17 protein-coding genes and 2 pseudogenes are annotated in these 16,273 nt (G+C 69.2%); 9 read left to right on the top strand and 10 right to left on the bottom strand.

The window, feature by feature from the left end; genetic code table 11:
* Positions 1-443: 443 nt before the first annotated feature.
* Positions 444-866: pseudogene (locus BZY54_RS15465) on the top strand (oxidoreductase C-terminal domain-containing protein); the annotation flags it as partial.
* On the opposite strand, the gene BZY54_RS15460 reads toward BZY54_RS15465, so the two are convergent.
* Genes BZY54_RS15460 through BZY54_RS15445 form a run of 4 tightly spaced genes read right to left on the bottom strand, consistent with a single transcriptional unit; the run spans position 859 to position 4,706 of the window.
* Positions 859-1,845, bottom strand: coding sequence for a substrate-binding domain-containing protein (locus tag BZY54_RS15460; protein WP_086725767.1), 987 nt, complete (start codon positions 1,843-1,845; stop codon positions 859-861). The pseudogene BZY54_RS15465 and the gene BZY54_RS15460 overlap by 8 nt on opposite strands.
* 4 nt (positions 1,846-1,849) lie before the next feature.
* The gene (locus tag BZY54_RS15455; RefSeq protein WP_086725766.1) at positions 1,850-2,848 is read right to left on the bottom strand and encodes an amidohydrolase family protein; all 999 of its coding nucleotides are present in this window, start codon (positions 2,846-2,848) and stop codon (positions 1,850-1,852) included.
* Positions 2,845-3,564 (bottom strand): 4-carboxy-4-hydroxy-2-oxoadipate aldolase/oxaloacetate decarboxylase, encoded by a 720-nt coding sequence (locus tag BZY54_RS15450; protein WP_086725765.1) that lies wholly within the window; start codon positions 3,562-3,564, stop codon positions 2,845-2,847. Before BZY54_RS15450 ends, BZY54_RS15455 begins: the two co-directional genes overlap by 4 nt.
* A complete protein-coding gene (locus BZY54_RS15445; RefSeq protein WP_086725764.1) occupies positions 3,561-4,706 on the bottom strand; it encodes a zinc-dependent alcohol dehydrogenase in 1,146 nt (381 codons plus the stop codon). The genes BZY54_RS15450 and BZY54_RS15445 overlap by 4 nt, the downstream gene beginning before the upstream one ends.
* 106 nt (positions 4,707-4,812) lie before the next feature.
* On the opposite strand from BZY54_RS15445, the gene BZY54_RS15440 reads away from it, so the two are divergent.
* From BZY54_RS15440 to BZY54_RS53230, 3 genes and pseudogenes are all read left to right on the top strand, one after another.
* A complete protein-coding gene (locus BZY54_RS15440) occupies positions 4,813-5,754 on the top strand; it encodes an ABC transporter substrate-binding protein (RefSeq protein ID WP_244217176.1) in 942 nt (313 codons plus the stop codon).
* Between the two features lie 9 nt (positions 5,755-5,763).
* The gene (locus tag BZY54_RS55435; RefSeq protein ID WP_425276282.1) at positions 5,764-6,129 is read left to right on the top strand and encodes an RpiB/LacA/LacB family sugar-phosphate isomerase; all 366 of its coding nucleotides are present in this window, start codon (positions 5,764-5,766) and stop codon (positions 6,127-6,129) included.
* A gap of 46 nt (positions 6,130-6,175) precedes the next feature.
* Positions 6,176-6,604 (top strand): annotated as a pseudogene (locus BZY54_RS53230) (zinc ribbon domain-containing protein); the annotation flags it as partial.
* A 27-nt stretch (positions 6,605-6,631) separates the two neighbouring features.
* Here BZY54_RS53230 and BZY54_RS50275 read toward each other — a convergent pair.
* From BZY54_RS50275 to BZY54_RS15415, 5 genes are all read right to left on the bottom strand, one after another.
* A complete protein-coding gene (locus tag BZY54_RS50275; RefSeq protein WP_158103869.1) occupies positions 6,632-7,213 on the bottom strand; it encodes a 2,3-bisphosphoglycerate-dependent phosphoglycerate mutase in 582 nt (193 codons plus the stop codon).
* Positions 7,210-7,347, bottom strand: a complete 138-nt coding sequence (locus tag BZY54_RS50880; protein WP_208640664.1) for a hypothetical protein — start codon at positions 7,345-7,347, stop codon at positions 7,210-7,212. Before BZY54_RS50880 ends, BZY54_RS50275 begins: the two co-directional genes overlap by 4 nt.
* Before the next feature lie 96 nt (positions 7,348-7,443).
* Positions 7,444-7,770 (bottom strand): 2Fe-2S iron-sulfur cluster-binding protein, encoded by a 327-nt coding sequence (locus BZY54_RS15425; RefSeq protein WP_086725762.1) that lies wholly within the window; start codon positions 7,768-7,770, stop codon positions 7,444-7,446.
* 157 nt (positions 7,771-7,927) lie between these two features.
* A complete protein-coding gene (locus tag BZY54_RS15420) occupies positions 7,928-8,227 on the bottom strand; it encodes a hypothetical protein (protein ID WP_143668056.1) in 300 nt (99 codons plus the stop codon).
* A gap of 367 nt (positions 8,228-8,594) precedes the next feature.
* Positions 8,595-9,293 carry a FadR/GntR family transcriptional regulator gene (locus BZY54_RS15415; RefSeq protein ID WP_244217175.1) on the bottom strand — a complete coding sequence of 233 codons (699 nt, stop codon included), beginning with the start codon at positions 9,291-9,293 and terminating at the stop codon, positions 8,595-8,597.
* 1,035 nt (positions 9,294-10,328) lie between these two features.
* Here BZY54_RS15415 and BZY54_RS15410 point away from each other — a divergent pair.
* The 5 genes from BZY54_RS15410 (at position 10,329) to BZY54_RS15390 (ending at position 14,658) form a co-directional block, all read left to right on the top strand.
* Positions 10,329-10,652, top strand: a complete 324-nt coding sequence (locus BZY54_RS15410) for a 2Fe-2S iron-sulfur cluster-binding protein (protein ID WP_086725759.1) — start codon at positions 10,329-10,331, stop codon at positions 10,650-10,652.
* Between the two features lie 89 nt (positions 10,653-10,741).
* A complete protein-coding gene (locus BZY54_RS15405) occupies positions 10,742-12,025 on the top strand; it encodes an aromatic ring-hydroxylating dioxygenase subunit alpha (protein WP_086725758.1) in 1,284 nt (427 codons plus the stop codon).
* 18 nt (positions 12,026-12,043) lie between these two features.
* Positions 12,044-12,523, top strand: a complete 480-nt coding sequence (locus tag BZY54_RS15400) for a hypothetical protein (RefSeq protein ID WP_086725757.1) — start codon at positions 12,044-12,046, stop codon at positions 12,521-12,523.
* The gene (locus BZY54_RS15395; protein ID WP_086725756.1) at positions 12,520-13,350 is read left to right on the top strand and encodes a 3-methyl-2-oxobutanoate hydroxymethyltransferase; all 831 of its coding nucleotides are present in this window, start codon (positions 12,520-12,522) and stop codon (positions 13,348-13,350) included. Before BZY54_RS15400 ends, BZY54_RS15395 begins: the two co-directional genes overlap by 4 nt.
* 453 nt (positions 13,351-13,803) lie before the next feature.
* Positions 13,804-14,658 (top strand): alpha/beta fold hydrolase, encoded by an 855-nt coding sequence (locus tag BZY54_RS15390; protein WP_167413999.1) that lies wholly within the window; start codon positions 13,804-13,806, stop codon positions 14,656-14,658.
* Positions 14,659-15,286: 628 nt separating this feature from the next.
* Here the strand turns inward: BZY54_RS15390 and BZY54_RS15385 are convergent.
* Positions 15,287-16,210, bottom strand: a complete 924-nt coding sequence (locus BZY54_RS15385) for a cupin domain-containing protein (protein ID WP_086725755.1) — start codon at positions 16,208-16,210, stop codon at positions 15,287-15,289.
* Positions 16,211-16,273: the final 63 nt, after the last annotated feature.

The following is a 16,273-nucleotide window of genomic DNA, read 5'->3' as shown; positions in this document are numbered from 1 at the left end:
GTGTCCGCATCTCTCGCCTCAGCATGGACGTGATGCTAGGTCTAATTGTCAGTCCAATGCAATGGTTCTACAGAGTTTTTTGATGGTCACCGCCACCCACGCGGGCGCAGGCTCCGCCTCCGACTCGGACAAATTGGGGTGAGGTCAGACCATTTGCTGTCACATTACGGTGTGGTGCTGGTCTCAGGCAATGACCAGGCGGGCGACATGGCTGCATCCAAAGTGGCGCTCCTCGCCGCGCACCAACGCCGCACCCAGGTCGTGGTGGAGACCGGTGTCACCGAGCTCCTGGGCACCGCCCGGGTGAAGGGTGTCGAGTTCTCCGCCGGCGGGATCGTCCCGGCCGACGTCGCATCGGCCTCATCCCCCACGCCGAGCCGGCCGATGAGATCGGGCTCGACCGGGCGGGATCGTGATCGGCGAGTCCGCGCGCACCAGACGAGACCGTGCTCAGGGGCGCCCCCGACAGCGAGCGGTTCTCGCTCCCCTACTACCGCAGCGGGCGCCTCATCGCGGTCGACGCCGTCAACGCGCCGCGTGACTGCATGGCGGTGCGGAAGATCCTCGAAGTCGGCCGCACCATCCCGCCGCGCATCGCCGCCGACCCCGACGTGGCCCTGAAAGAGTTCCTCCGCGCGGGCGCGCAGCGGCTCGGTCGGCGTCCACGAGGCCTCGTCGAGCCGGCCCGCCCCTCTCTCCAAGGGTCCACGACAGCGTACGAGCAGGCGGCCGTCGACCAGCTGGACGCTGACGTGGCCGAGGAGTGGCGTGGTGGTGCCGGTTGCCGCGAGGACGCGGCAGCCGAGCGCCACCTGCCGGCGAAGCTCGTCGAGATCCGCCACCAGCTGAGGTCCTCCCTCAGATGACGAAGGACTCGGTCGACTCGGCCGCGAACAGTTCCTCGGCGGTGCGCAGCCGGGACGAGAGACCCTGCTCGTGGTGGTAGCGGAGGAACACGTCGAGCACGTGCCGGTTGGCGTCCAGCCCGTAGGACCAGTAGTCGGGGCCGAGCAGCCGGCGGGTGTCCTCGAGGTGCTGGTTGAGCCACGGCTCCATGAACCGCAGTGCCGAGGCGTCGTAGATCCGCGCGTACGCCTCGTCCTTCGCGGCCGTGAGGGCCTTGGTCAGGGACTGGGCGACCCACGGGTGGCGCTCGTAGACCTCCCGGCGCAGCACGACCACGTGCATGATCGGGAAGATTCCGGTGGCCGCGTAGTACTCCTTCTCCGCCGCGACGGTGTCGGGGAACAGCCGGGCGACGCGACCGTCGTCGGCGACGTACGAGCTGGGGATCCGCGGACTGTGCAGGGCGTCGATCTCGCCGGTGGCCAGCATCTGCGAGAGCGTCCTGCCGGGCGGGATCGGCTGGATGTCGAAGCGTGTCGCCACGGCGCCCTTCTCTATCCTGCCGGGCGTCTCCTGGCCACCGGTGAGGTAGGTGACCGAGTCGAGCGGGACGTCGTACCGGTCGGCGAGGATGCCGCGGATCCAGACACACGCGGTGAGCTGGTACTCCGGCGTCCCGATCCGTTTTCCCCTCAGGTCGGACGGCTTCTCGATGCCGGCTGAGGTGTTGATGAAGATGCCGCCGTGGCGGAACATCCGCGAGGTGAACACCGGCAGTGCCACGAACGGCGCCGGGTCGCGGTCGAGCGAGGCGACGTAGGTCGACAGCGACATCTCCGAGGCGTCGAACTCGCCGTGGCGGAGCATGCGGAAGAACGTCTCCTCGACCGGGAGCCGGAGGAAGGTCAGGTCGATGCCGTCGGGTCGGATCGACCCGTCCTCGAGCGCGCGGGTGCGGTCGTAGTCGCCGCAGGCGAAGGTGAGGTGGAGTCGGCCCACAAGGTCACCGTCCCATCGCGGCGAGCCGCCGGTCGAGCCGCCGGTAGACCCGCCGGGCGTTGCCCTCGTACACCGCCGCCAGGTCCTTGTCGGCGAGACCGGCGCGGTCGACGTACTGCTTCGTGTCGTCCCAGGCGATGCCGGTGTCCGGGTCCGCTCCGCGGACAGCGCCGAGCATCTCGGAGGCGAAGAGTACGTTCGTGGCCGGAAGCGCCTCGAGCAGCAGGTCGATGCCGGGCTGGTGGTAGACGCAGGTGTCGAAGTAGACGTTCGACAGCAGCTCGGCCGGGTCCTGCCAGCCGTTGCGCATCGCCAGGCCTCGGTAGCGGCCCCAGTGGTAGGGCACCGCGCCCCCGCCATGTGGGATCACAAAGCGCACGCCGGGGAACCGCTGGAAGAGCTGCGACTGGAGCAGCTGTGTGAAGACGCTGGTGTCGGCGTTGAGGTAGTGCGCCCCGAGGGTGTGGAAGTTCGGGTTGCACGCCGTCGAGACATGCACCATGGCGGGCACGTCGAGCTCCTGAAGGACCTCGTAGACCGGGAACCACGACTCGTCGGTCATCGGCTTTCCGGCCCAGGTGCCGGACGGGTCCGGGTTGAGGTTGGCGCCCACGAAGCCGAGCTCCTCTACCGCGCGTCGGAGCTCGGCGATGACGCCGCTGAGGTTGCCCTCGGGTGTCTGTGGAAGCTGCGCGACCGGGGCGAAGTGATCGGGAAACAGCTCGCTCACCCGGTGGACGAGGTCGTTGGAGGCCCGCGCCCAGGCGTTCGCCATGTCGGGGTCGGGGACGTGGTGCTCCATGCCGGAGGCCTTGGGCGAGAAGAGCATCAGGTCACCGCCGCGTTCTCGCAGAATGCGCAGCTGGTTGCCCTCGACGCTCTCGCGTAGCTCCTCGTCCGAGACCGGCGCCAGGGCAGCCCGGCCTCCGGCCAGCTGCGCGTCGCGGAACTCTTGCAGCGCCGCCGGAGCCGTCGTGTAGTGGCCGTGGATGTCGATGATCACCGGTCGCGGACCTCCTTGGCGTACTCGTCGTAGTCCACATACCGCAGGCCCTTGCGGGCGAGCCGCTCGCGCATCGAGTTGACGTCGAGACCGAGCTCGCCCTCGGCGTAACGGGCCCGAAGGCGCGCCTCCTTGTCCTCCCGCGCCAGGGAGGCGGCGAGAACCTCGTCCGCGTCGGCGCGGCGTATGACGACCACCCCGTCGTCGTCGGCGACGATGACGTCACCCGGCTCGACGAGCCGTCCGCCGCAGACGACGGGGGTGTTCACCGAGCCGAGGGTCTCCTTGACCGTTCCCTCGGCCGACACGGCCCGAGACCAGACGGGGAAGTCCATCGCGTGCAGCTCGGCGACGTCGCGGCAGCCCGCGTCGATGACCAGGCCGCGGACGCCGCGTGCCCTGAGGGAGGTCGCAAGCAGCTCCCCGAAGTAGCCCGCGTCCGACGGCGAGGTCGGCGCGACGACGAGTATGTCGCCGGGCCGGCACTGCTCCACGGCGACGTGGATCATCCAGTTGTCGCACGGCGCCACGCTCACCGTCACGGCAGTGCCCGAGATGTGGGCACCGGGGTAGATCGGGTTGAGCGCGGAGGCCATCAGTCCGCTGCGCCCCTGGGCCTCGTGGATGGTGGCGACGGCGAACCGGCCCAGACGGTCGCGGGTCTCCGCGGCGGTGCGGGGCGGGTTCGTGACGACGATCCCACTCGTGCCGCTCATCGGACGACCGCCCCACCGGCGCGCCCGATCAGCTCGGGCATCAGCGAGATGTGGATCGCGTCCTCCTCTGTCTCGCCGGCGAGCACGCGGATGGCGTGGTCGACCTGGTCGATGCCGTAGCGGTGGGTCGCGAGCTTCTCCAACGGGAAGCGGCCCGATGCGAGTTGCTCGACGGCAAGCTCGCAGGCCTTGTACGAGTGACCGCGAGCGGACTTGATCGTGATCGCCTTCTCGGTGACCTTCTTGACCGGGAAGTCAGGGAATGCGGCCAGCTCGCCCTGGATGAGGAGCGTGCCCTCACGGCGCTTGAGGACGTCGACCCCGAGGAGGACCGGCGCGGTGCCGGCGCGCGAGGTGCAGTCGAGCACGAAGTCGACGCCGCGACCGCCTGTGAGGTCCATGATCTTCTCGCGAGGGTCCTCGGTGAGGACGTCGATGACCTCGTCGGCGCCGAGTTCCTTGGCGAGCTCGAAGCGGTGCTTGTCGCGCGTCGTGCCGGAGACGAAGATCTTCGAGGCGCCGGCCGTCTTGGCCGCGACCAGCTGCGAGAGGCCCTGCTGGCCCGGTCCCTGGATCAGGACGGTGTCGGCGTATCCGACACCGGCGGTGAGCAGCGCCCACTCGATGCCGTTCGAGAGCGGCATCACGAGGCCGGCGAGTTCGGGGGTGACCGTGTCGGGGACCTTGTGGAGGACGGCGTTCCACGGGAGATACATGTACTCGCTGAACCCGCCCCAGAGCGTGCCGGGGTTCTCCGCAGAGGTGTAGCCGAAGCGTCGGCCATCGGGGTTGGTCCGCCAGTCGGTCGCCTCGCAGTGGCGGTACTCGCCGATGCGGCACCACTCGCAGTTGAAGCAGCCGACGTAGTGCTCGACGAAGACCCGATCGCCCTCCACGAGCCCTTGACGCTCCTTGAACCGGCGTCCTGCCTGCGCGATGACACCGACGTTCTCGTGCCCCATGATCACCCGGCCGTGGATCATGGCCGGCGGGTTGGCGTACATCTTCACGTCGGTCCCGCAGATGCCGGCGACCTCTACCCGCAACAAGGCGGAGTCGTCGTCGATCGGCGGGAGCTCGAACTCCTGCATCTCCGTCGTGCCGGGCGCGATGCGTACCGCCGCCTGCACCTTCTGGGTCATGGGCTCTCCTGGTTGGCCGAATGGTAAGGCCAATATACCATCGACCTTGTGACCCGGGCCATAGAGCCCGCCCGCACGGATGCCACGAAGGACGAGGCGAGGACCGATGGCCAAGCACCTGCTGACTGTGACCCGCACCCAGGACAACAACCGCGCGCTGAAGGACGGCGAGGTCGTCCCTGCCGGCTACCCCCTGACCTTCGAGGAGGTACCGGTCCTCGTCGACGGCTTCCGGCGGATGGTCCGCGAACTCGCGTACGACGTCTGCGAGATGGCTCTGACGACCTATCTCACCGCGCGCGAGCACGGCGTGCGGTTCACCGCGCTCCCCGTCTTCCTGGTCCGCGGGTTCCACCACGGCGCGATCCTCGTACGGAAGGGCTCGGGAATCACCGAGCCCGGCGACCTCGCCGGCAAGCGAGTCGGCGTCAACCGCGGATACACGGTCACCACCGGCGTCTGGGCGCGCGCGATCATGGCGCTCGAGCACGGTCTCGACCTGGACTCGGTCACCTGGGTCCTCTCCGGCGACGAGCACGTCGAGTCCTACCGCCCGCCGGCGAACGTCGTCCCGGCCGAGCCCGGCAAGAAGCTCGCGGACATGCTGCTCGCCGGCGAGCTGGACGCAGTCGTCAACGCCAAGGTCGACCACCCCGACGTCGTCTCCCTGATCGCGAATCCGGAGGAGGCCGCCTTCGCCGCCCTGCGCGACCGCGGTCTCTACCCCATCAACCACCTCGTCGTGGTCAAGGACGAGGCCCTCGAGGCGCACCCGGACGTCGCGAAGGCCGTCTTCGACGCGTTCGCCGAGTCCAAGCGACGGTACGTCGAGCGGCTGCGCGCCGGGTTCGTCGAGACCGCCGATGACCGGATGTACGCCCGGGTGATGGCCGAGACCGGGCTCACCGACCCGCTCCCCTACGGCATCGAACCCAACCGTGCGGTCCTCGAGCTGCTCGTCGAGCAGGCCGCCGCGCAGCACATCCTGACAAAGCCGGTGGACGTCGAGTCGATCTTCGCGCCCGCCACCCGCGACCTGGTCGGCTGAGCGAGGCCCATCGCGATCGCCGCAGACCACAACGGCGTCCGCCCCAGGGAGCGCCACTCCGCGTGGCTCACCGCGCAGGGACGCAAGGTCGACGGCCGCGGCTCGCACAGCTGGGTCGAGGTCGTCGACTGCCCGCCGCTCTGCGCCGACCTGAGCCGGCGAGTCGCCGACGGCCGCGTGGACATCGGGGTCGTGCTCGGCGGAAGAGACAGGGCGAGGCCATCGCCTGCAACAAGATCCGCGGCGCCCGCGCAGCTCTCGGTCGCCGAGTCTCTTGCGGGCAGGCCCCGGCGTTCACACCGGGGAGGGATCGCGTCATGTGACGGCGACGCGGAGCGTCGCCGTATCCGCCTTACGGGCGCGGAGCGCCCGTAAGGCCTGTCCGGCACAGCCGGAAACGACCGCGAACGCGTGTGTCCTTGAGAAGGTCGCCCGGCAGCGGCAGGAGACCGCCCGCACGTGGGCGAAGAAGGTCGTACGCGACCACGACGCCATCGCGGTGGAGGATTTCCGGCCCAAGTTCCTCAGCACATACCGCCATGGCACGCAAGGCGGCGGACGCGGCGATCGGCGCCACCAAGAAGGGCCTGATCGAGATGGGCCGCCAAACACGGGCAGGACGTCCGCCTGGTCCATCCCGTACACACCGCCATGGACTGCGCACAGTGCGGAGCGAGAACCAAGGCACGCACTGCCGCTGTCGGAACGCACCTACACCTGCACCACGTGCAGAACGGTCTCTCCCGGAGACAAGAACTCCGCACGTGTGATGCTCCTCCGGGCTGGTCTGGCCCCGGCCGGCGACGAGGGCGCAAGACCTCCTGGAGCGCCGCTCCAGGAGGCGGCCTGAGCCAGGAACCCTCAGAGAGGGGCGCAGTCAACGCGCTGGAAGCCTGACCTCCGGCCGGAGCGGGGTGGCCGTCGGTATCTCGACGGCGGCCGCCTCGCTCACCTCCAGTCCGCTCACGTGGGCGAGGAGCATGCGCAGCGAGTTGCCGTGGGCGACCACCAGCACCGAGCTGCCCGACGCCAGCAGCGGCCCGAGCACCTGGTGCCAGTAGGGCCTCAGCCGCTCGTGCAGCATCTCCAGGCTCTCTCCCCCAGGAGGCACCCCGCCCGGCGACCGCCGCCAGCACGCGACCGCTTCGTGGCCGTACCGCTCACGCGCGTCGTCGCGCCGCAGCCCTTGGAGGGCGCCGTAATGACGCTCGACGAGCGCTGAGTAGTGCTCCACCGCAAGCCCCGGCACGAGCAGGCTCCCGGCGATCGCCGCCGTGCCGGCCGCACGAGCGAGGGGCGAGGAGTGCACGGCATCCGGGCGCCAGCCGGCGAGCCCGGCCGCGGCGGCACGCGCCTCTACGACACCGGCCGGCGTGAGCGGGACATCGAGGTGACCGGCGAAGACGTCGCCGGCGTTGGCGGTGCTCTCGCCGTGGCGGAGCAGTACCAGCGGCGTCACCCGTCGCTGCCCAGGAACTCGAGGATCCGCGCCGGCGCGGTGCCGGCCGTCTGCTCGGCGACCGGGACGTCCCCGTACTCGTGCACCGGCGGGCGCTCTTGGAGACAGCGCGCGGCCGACTCTGTTCCGAGCAACTCGCAAGTCCTTTCGCACGGGCGATCTCCAATCGCCCAGAGGATTGAATACCAGGTCGTCAAGCCGCTGGTAATGCCCAGTCATCCGCTCGAAGGTCAGACGACCTGCTCGTCGGGTACGTCAACAGTGAGCCCGTCCAGCTCCGAAGTCATCCGGATCTGGCACGAAAGGCGACTGCCGGCACGTCGGTCACCGACCGCCAGATCGAGAAGGTCGTCCTCCATGTCGCCGACCTCGCCGACCTGGTCGAGGTACTCGTCGCGTACCCACACGTGGCAGGTACCGCACGAGAGGCAGCCGCCGCACTCGCCGATGATCCCGGGGACGCCACTGCGCACGGCGGCACTCATGACACTCTCCCCGACGGACGCGTCGATGACACGCCCCTCGCCGGCAGTGTCGACATACACGACCTTCGGCATGGTTCCCATCCTTCGATATCAACCTAATGGACTTACCAATATACCAATCTTGGACGGGAGGGCAACCGCCTCGGTCGTCGGGACGTGGGTCAAGGCCAGAACCGGGACGAGCGGTGGGACATGACCGCAGAAGGTCGCCCCTGGCGGGTCGGGCCGGTCAGGCCGCGCCGGCGAGGGAGACCGTTCTCGGGGCGCAGGGAGTGGTCTCGATCTTGGTGATATGCCCGCCGCCGGCGCGGAACCCGATGAGGGCGTACGCGTGCCCGCCGGGCGCGACGACCGCGCCGGGGTGACCGGCGATGAGCACGGAGGCAGCGGCGGCGATCCGGTCGGCGAAGGGCGTTTCCTTCGGCGACCGCGGTGGGGCCGCGGACCTCGGTTTGCGCTCGGAGGGAAGCAGCCGGCGGCCGGCCACGCTGACAACGTCGGGAACCGTCAAGGTGACCGGACGTCTCATGCAACCACCGCGAGGCGGAGGAATGCCTCGATGAGCTCGAAGTGTTCGCCGCCGGGGCCGGCTTTTGCCGGCCGTGCGGTTCGGAGCCGTGCCTGCGCACGGCCGGCCGGTTTCTCCGCTGACGCATCATGTATGCCCAGTACGGCAGCGACCTGGTCAAACGGACAGTGATGAGATCGTGGAGTACGTAGGGCACCCGTTGTCGGAGTGACAGGTCGTCGAGGAGCACGAGCAGCGCTCGTGACACCTCCTCGCGACGTGGGAATGCCTCGTCCACGCTCAGCCGGTCACCGGGATGAGCGCCATCCATCAGGACGGCGTGACGCGCCCGCGGCAGCCGGCTTCCGGGAGGGCCGGCTGCCGCGTACTAGCCGACGCTCTTGACCCGCCTGGCCGTCCGGTTGATGTGGGTCCGCATCACCGACGTCGCGGCCTCGAGGTCGCGCTTGGCGATCGCCTGCGCGAGCTTGCGGTGCTCGTCCGTGCCTCGGCGCCCCATCAGGGGTGCCGCGGCACGGGCCTGCTCCAGGGACATCAGCATGGGTCCGTGGAAGCTCTGCACGAGCATCTCGATCGCCGGGTTGTGGGTGCAGGCCGCGACGCGGATGTGGAAGGCGGCGGACATGCCCATCTCGTACCGGTCCTCCCTGAGGGCCTGGGCGCCTTCCTCGACCATCTCCAGCAGCGCGGCGACGTCCTCCTCCGTTGCCCGGTCCACGACGAGGGGCAGGATGCCCAGCTCGACGATCATCCGGGCCTCGGTGACGTTCGCGGCCGTCAGCGGGGCGAGCGACAGCAGGTCTGCGAGCCCTTCCCCGAGCCGCTCGGGAGACGGCGTCGTGAGGAACGCGCCGCCGTGCGCACCGACGCGGACCGTCACGAGTCCGCTGGCCTCGAGCACCCGGAGCGCCTCGCGCACCGTCACGCGGCTGACGCCGAACCGCTCGCGCAGCTCGCGCTCGCTCGGCAGGCGGTCGCCCGGCTGGAGCCGCCCGTCACGAATGAGGAGCTTGATCTGGTCGACGATGGCCTGCGAGACGCGGTCGACGTTCACTCGGCTGAACATCGCCGGTTCATCAGCAACTGTCTTCATTGCAGCCACTGCGATCCCCATCCCTCGTATGTGCGTGCACTTGTGGCCGGTGGTGCGGACGACTGCCACTCACTCCACGGAACGCCTCACCCGCGCCAGAGGACTAATGATATGACAAATGATCGATCAGTAACCACCTTGCCGACAGGGCTCCCTCGCCCGGCATCCCGCCCGACGGACCCATTGACATACCGGCCGCGCCCGCATCCCGCCTCCCGGCTCCGGCAGCCCCAGTGTCACACGACACCCGCTAACGGCCTGACCAATCCCCCGACGGAATGGTCTTACCTTATCTAGGTCGTGCCGGGCGGACGTCAGCGAATGCGCCGAGTCCTACGGCACGCCGTTCACGGCACTGCCGATCTTCCTGGCGCACGGCCTCCACGACGGCGCCGTCGTGCGCGCCCCCGGGACCGGGTTCCGGGGCCCGAAGACTCTCGGGGGCCGAGCGGCCGGCGTCAATCGCGGATATACCGTCGCACGGGCGCGCGGCGTCCTGCAGGACGGGTGCGGTGTCGAGCCTCGGCGCCTTCGCCGAGGCCGGGAACCTGCACGTCGACCAGCTGCGCCGGGACAAGATCGAGACCCCGGCACCGCTTGGCGCTGTCCGCGAAGCGCGCGCCCCAGGGGACCTCCTCAGCGCTCCCCCTCGGCCTCGCCGCGGTCTCGCGGGGTGGTCGGCGGCACCGGGTACGCCACACTTCCACAACCGGCCGCTCGCCACGCCCGTGTCGGCGTTCGCCCTCAAAAGCCCGGCGCCGTTGCCATCGACGCTCTGGCCGTCTCTGCACCGCGGCGCGAGCCGCGGCGGCCGTCTCCCGCAGAAGGGCGCTCGCGGCAGTGCGACGTCTGCGTGCAGTACCGAGGCTCGGCCCGTCCTTCCCGCCTCACGCCTTCTTGAGCTCTGCGGTGACGGCACGCCGCCACCTCGCTACGCCAACTCCCGTGCATGGCGCAGTGGACGTGCCATTGGTATATTGGTTAGGCCATAACCGGAAGGAGTCGCACGTGCCGAAGGTGGTCTACGTCAACGCAGAGGGCGACGAGCGCGTCGTCGATGCCGCAGTCGGAGAGACGGTGATGTCCGCCGCGGTCCGCAACGGCGTGCCGGGGATCGTCGGCGAGTGCGGGGGCAACAACTCCTGCGCCACATGTCACGTCTGGGTGCGCGGTGACTTCGCCGATCGCGTCGGAGGTCCCGGCGACCTCGAGGACGACCTGCTCGACCTCGGCGTCGAAGACCGACGCGCCACCAGCAGGCTCGGCTGCCAGATCAAGATCACCGACGACCTCAACGGCCTGGTCGTCGACGTGCCCCCCACTCAGGCCTAGCAGTCCGGCCACCTCCGTCATCCCCGACCATTGCCAGTCGGTCTAATGGTCTGATAATTATTTTTTTTATAAGGCGAAAGGACCGCGCGATGCTGCGTACCGAGATCAACGAACTGCTGACCCAGACCGGCCCGGGCACCCCGATGGGCGAACTGTTCCGCCGCTACTGGCAGCCGGTGTTGCTGGCGGAAGAGCTTCCGGAGAACGACTGCCCGCCGGTTCGCGTCAAAGTCCTCTCGGAGCGGCTGATCGCCATCCGCGACTCCGAAGGCCGCTACGGTCTGATGGACGAGTTCTGCGCCCACCGCGGCGTCTCCCTCTGGTTCGGCCGCAACGAGGAAGGGGGCCTGCGCTGCCCCTACCACGGCTGGAAGTACGACTACACCGGGCAGGCGGTCGAGGTGCCCAGCGAGCCGGAGACCAGCAACTTCTGCGCCAACGTGAAGCTGAAGTCCTATCCTCTGGTCAAGCTCGGCGACGTACTGTGGGCCTACCTCGGCGACCCGGAGAAGCAGCCGCCGCTGCCGGAGTGGGAGTTCATCACCGTGCCGGAGGGGCAGGCATACACCTCCAAGCGGTTGCAGGAGTGCAACTGGCTGCAGGCCCTCGAGGGCGGCATCGACTCCAGCCACGTCACCTTCCTGCACTCCGGCAACCTCGACAGCGACCCGCTGTTCAAGGGGTCGAAGGGCAACGCCTACAACAGGGCCGACCTCAAGCCGTTCTTCGAGGTCGTCGACCACGAGGGCGGCCTGCTGATCGGTGCCCGGCGCAACGCCGAGGAGGGCCACTACTACTGGCGTGTGACGCCGTGGGTGCTGCCCAACTTCACGATGGTTCCGCCGCGCAGCGACCACCCGGTGCACGGCCACTTCTGGGTGCCGATCGACGACGAGAACTGCTGGGCCTGGAGCTTCGACTACCACCCCACCCGCCGGCTCACCGAGACCGAGGTCGCGGCCATGCGCGCCGGCATGGGTGTCCACAGCGCGAACGACGAGAACTACCGTCCGCTCGCCCACAAGGACAACGACTACCTGATGGACCGCGAGGCCCAGCGCCGCGGCGAGACGTACTCCGGAATCAAGGGCATCGCTCTGCAGGACTCCTCGCTGCAGGAGTCGATGGGCCCGATCGTCGACCGCACCAAGGAGCGCCTGGTCGCCACAGACGCCGGCATCATCAAGGCACGTCAGAAGCTCCGCAAGGCGGCGCTGGCGCTCGCGGAGGAGGGCGTGGAGCCGGTCGGCAACCGCGCGCAGGACCAGAAGGTCCGCTCCGTTGCCATCGTCCTGCCGGCCGACCAGCCGTTCGTCGAAGGCATCGGCGAGGCCATGATCGCCAAGCCCGGCGTCCCGCAGACCACCGTCTGATATCCCGAGGAGTATGCCGTGACACAGTCCGGCCTGGTCAGCAGCTGCGCTCGCGCGGCGACCGCCGAGGAGGCGGCCTTCCGGATCGACTATCCCCTGGCGGCCGCCCGGAACACCCGGGTGGTGGCGCTGGACGCCGCGGCCGAGGAAATCGTGCGCCGGGTGTCGCAGACGCAGTGGGCGCAGGCGAGGTTCTACTCGACCGTCGACCCGGGGCACAGCCTCCTCACCATGTCCGGTGAGACGGTGCCCCTCGCCGGAGAGCTGGAGGACAGCAACACCCTCGTACTCGTCTCCACCAATGGGCAGAACGCAGAGGCGGCCGCGACGATCGGCGCGGCCTGCAAGGTCCGCGGCATCATGACGGCGGGCCTGGTCGTCACGCCGGGGCAGTTGACCAGCCAGGCGCTGTTCGCGCTTCGGCCGCACGCCCGCATCCTGCTGGTCCCCGCCGAGGAGGACGACCTCTTCGAGCTGCTCCGGGCCACCCGCTCATGAGCGCCCAGGCCGCTGCCGGCAAGGTGACCATTCCGTCGCTGCAGGAGATGAAGGCCGCCGGCGAGAAGAGCGTGTGCCTCGTCGCCTGGGACTACCAGATGGCGCGCATCGCCGACCGGGTCGGCGTCGAGATCGTCTCGGTCGGCGACACCGTGGGGGTGAACCTCTGGGGTCAGCCGCATCCGCTGGAGATCACGATGGAGGAGGTCCTCGTCGTCGCGAAGGCGGTACGGCGAGGCGTCAGCCGCGCCCTGCTCAGCTGCGACTTCCCGTTCGGCCCGCTCCAGGAGGGCCCGGCCAGCGCCGTCCGCGCCGCCATCCGGCTGGTCAAGGAGGCCGGCGTCGACCTGGTCAAGCTCGACGGCGCCTCGGACTTCCCGGAGGCCGTGGAGGCGGTGACCCGCGCCGGCATCCCCGTCTTCGCGCAGTTCGGGATCACCCCGCAGACCGCGCTCAAGTACGGCATCGAGTACTCGGCGGCCAGCTCCGTCCAGGTTCCCGAGGAGATGCTGGAGGAGCTGGTCGGCGAGGCCAAGCGTCTGGAGTCGGCCGGCGCCGTCGCGCTCAACTTCACCAACTCCGGTCCCGTCGTCGGGCCCGCCGTGGTGGAGGCGGTGTCGATCCCGGTGCTGGGCGGCTTCGGCGGCGGGCCATGGCTCGACGGCCGGATTCGGATGACGACCGCGGCGCTCGGATACTCGGCCGCCAACCTCGACAAGGAGCCGGACACCTACCTCAACGTCGCCCGGCTCGCCTACGACGCGCTCAGCCAGTGCGCGGCCGACATCCGCGCCGGTCGGCAGATCCGCGGCGGCATCAAGATCTAGACGAGTAGTTCCGATGCGGGGTTCGCGGACGTCATGAGGGTGTTCGACATCGGGTGGTGAGTTCCGAGTCGGTCACCCTCTTGACCGCACTGCAGGTGCATATCGGCGACCGCCTGAAGACCCGCGCCGGCGGCCGGCCACCCCGGCCGACCGACTCGGAACTCACCCGGGCAGCCGCGAGCAGGTCGCCCGGGCTCCGGCCACCGGCAACCGACCTGTGGTGGGAACCGGTGTCGATCGTGGACTGCACACCCGTGAAGCGCGCCCGCTCCCGCGAGCGCGTCAACCGCTGTGACCCGTCCGGAGGGGTCAACTGCAGCTACTGCCCCTCCCACTTCTGCGGATCCTGGTTCACGACCTGCGCGATCCGGCACAACCGCAACCTCGGCGCACCCCCATCACCAGGTCACTATCGGCTACGACCACTGCCCAACCACTCGTCTAGGAGTCTTCATGCCCTTCGTCGACCTCGACGGCATCCGCACCCGCTACGAGACGGTGGGAGAGGGGCCGGCACTGCTGATGTTCAGCCCGGGCGGCTTCGACTCAGGCCTGGAGAACTGGACCACCTTCGGCCGCTACCGGGACCTGGGCTTCGTCGACGCGTTCGCGCCGCACTACACCTGCGTTGTCTTCGACCGGCGGGAGGCCGCTCAATCGGGCGGCAGGGTCGAACGGCTCACCTGGCAGAAGTACGTCGACCAGGCCCTCGGGCTGCTCGACCACCTCGGCATCGACTCCGCCCACGCCATGGGCGGCTGCGTGGGCTGCTCGACGGCGGCCGCGGTCGCCGTCGCGGCCCCCGCCCGGGTCCGCAGCCTGGTGCTCTTCTCCCCCGCCGGCGGGCCCCGCTACCGGATGGCCCAGCACCGCCGCTTCGTGCAGCACCTCGCGTTCGTCGCCGAGCACGGCCTGGGGGCGGTCGTCGACCTGGCCCGCTCCACGACGGCCGGCTTCAGCAAGGACCCCCGCGTGGGTCCCTGGGCGGCTTTGCTGCGCACCGACGAGGCGTTCGCCGCGGCCTACGCCGCCCTCGACCAGGCCCGCTACGACCTGATCGTGACGGGCAGCGTGCGCGAGCTCTTCGACCGCGACACCGTCCCGGGTGTGGAGCCGGAGGATCTGATGACACTCGACGTACCGGCGCTGATCGTGCCCGGCCAGGACGCCTCGCACGCCCCCTCGGCCGCCCGCTACCTCCAGGAATGCCTGCCCGTCCACGAGTACTGGGACGTCCCGGTGGCCGAGCAGACGGCGCAGAGGGCACCGGCCCGCATCCTGGAGTTCCTCCGGTCCCACGACAGTTGATGCCGAGGGCCTTGCCGATCTCGACGGTTCACCGGGCTCGTGACGAACGCTTCCGCAGAGCCCGGCCGGTAAAGACTCGCCGCCGGCCACTCGTGCGCTTCGATGCCGTGTCCCGACACCGGAGCACCGACCAGAAGCCGGGCTCGAACGGACATACCGTCAGCTCAGGCACCCACGCGGTAGTCACCAACAAGCCGCGCCAGGTACCCCCCTGCTGACGGGGGCCGCCACGAGGACCTGCGACGCAGCGAAGATGCGAGCGCGTAGCGCAGCGGCGGGCTGCTTTCGATGAACTCGGCATGCACAGGTAGTCCACACGTGGAGGCCTGCTTCCGACATCGCAGTGCCAGGGTGGGCGCCTGTTCTCTGCGAGTTGTCCGGGGACCAGTAGGGCGATGTATGAGGCGCCACTGCTTCGGCGGTGAGAACGGGAGCTTGATTGTCGGTCACGCGATGTCAACGGTGTCGACTCCACTCGCAGCCTGACCCTGCTCCAGTTCCTCGGCCTCGATCGCTTCGAACAACGACCCCACCGGATATCGCCTCCTCCCCTCAGGGGAAGACCTGCCCAAGATCCCAATCAACGTCTTCCCCACAGCACATCACTCGAGACGAGTCGAACTCTTCTTTACTTCCAGGCGTCCGCCTTGCTCTCGTATGCCTCAGGCGGCATCAGGCTGGTCAGGCCGCGCTTGGCGAGTTCGCTCTCGAAGTGCTTCCGTATCCACGGATCTTCCTGGGGGTACTCGATCTGGTCGCGCGCCCGGTCCTCCGCCTTCTCCGCGTACCCGGCGAACTGGATCGGCGGATGCAACGCCAGATAGCGCGCCGGCTTGTCACCCAGGTTGAAGTGCTGGTGGAACCAGCGATCCGGCGGCACGAACAGCGCCGCCTCCTGCCAGGGCACCCCGACCCGCTCCCCGCCCTCGAGCCACATCACCGAGTAGCCCTCGCCGCTGGGGATGACAATGACCCGGCCCGGGCCGTGCCGGTGCGCCTTCTTGTACGTCTTGGCGTCGAAGACCGACATATGGCAGCTCATGTCGGACTCGGCGAACTGGATGCGCACCGTGCGGCCTCCGGCGCCCCGGTAGGCGTTGGAGTCCAGGTTGTCCCAGGCGCTCATGTCCGGGAAGAGGTTGCCGTACCAGTATGCGACGCCCTTGCCTTTGCCGGTGATCCAGCGCAGCCCCTCGCCGCCCGCGATCTGCTGCGCCTCGGAGAACAGCGACTTGAGGTGTCCCGCGGTGGCGCTACGGGCCGCGTAGTCGTCGTCGAGGAAGAAGTCCGGGTCGGGGACGACGGACATGGCCAGCGGCAGATAGTCGTAGTGCAGCAGCCGTACGGGCCTGTCGCCACGCATGTTGCCGAACTGCCGGTACTGGTTGGGCGGCACCATGAACAGCGCCCGGTCGTTCCACTCAAAGGTGTGCCCCTCGTCCTGGCGTTCGTTCTCAGCCCAGATCTTGGTGGTGCCGTTGCCCGAGACCACATAGACGACCTCGTCCACGGCCATCCTGTACGGCGGCAGCACCTCACCCGCCGGGATCATCCCGACGTCAACCTGACGAGCCGAAGTCAGTGACAACCGTCCCGCGTTCCGCAGCAAGCCGGA

Origin of the sequence: Streptomyces carpinensis (assembly GCF_002154505.1) — a bacterium.
GTDB classification, from domain to species: domain Bacteria; phylum Actinomycetota; class Actinomycetes; order Streptomycetales; family Streptomycetaceae; genus Streptomyces; species Streptomyces carpinensis.
This window is presented reverse-complemented; position numbering and strand designations above follow the sequence as displayed.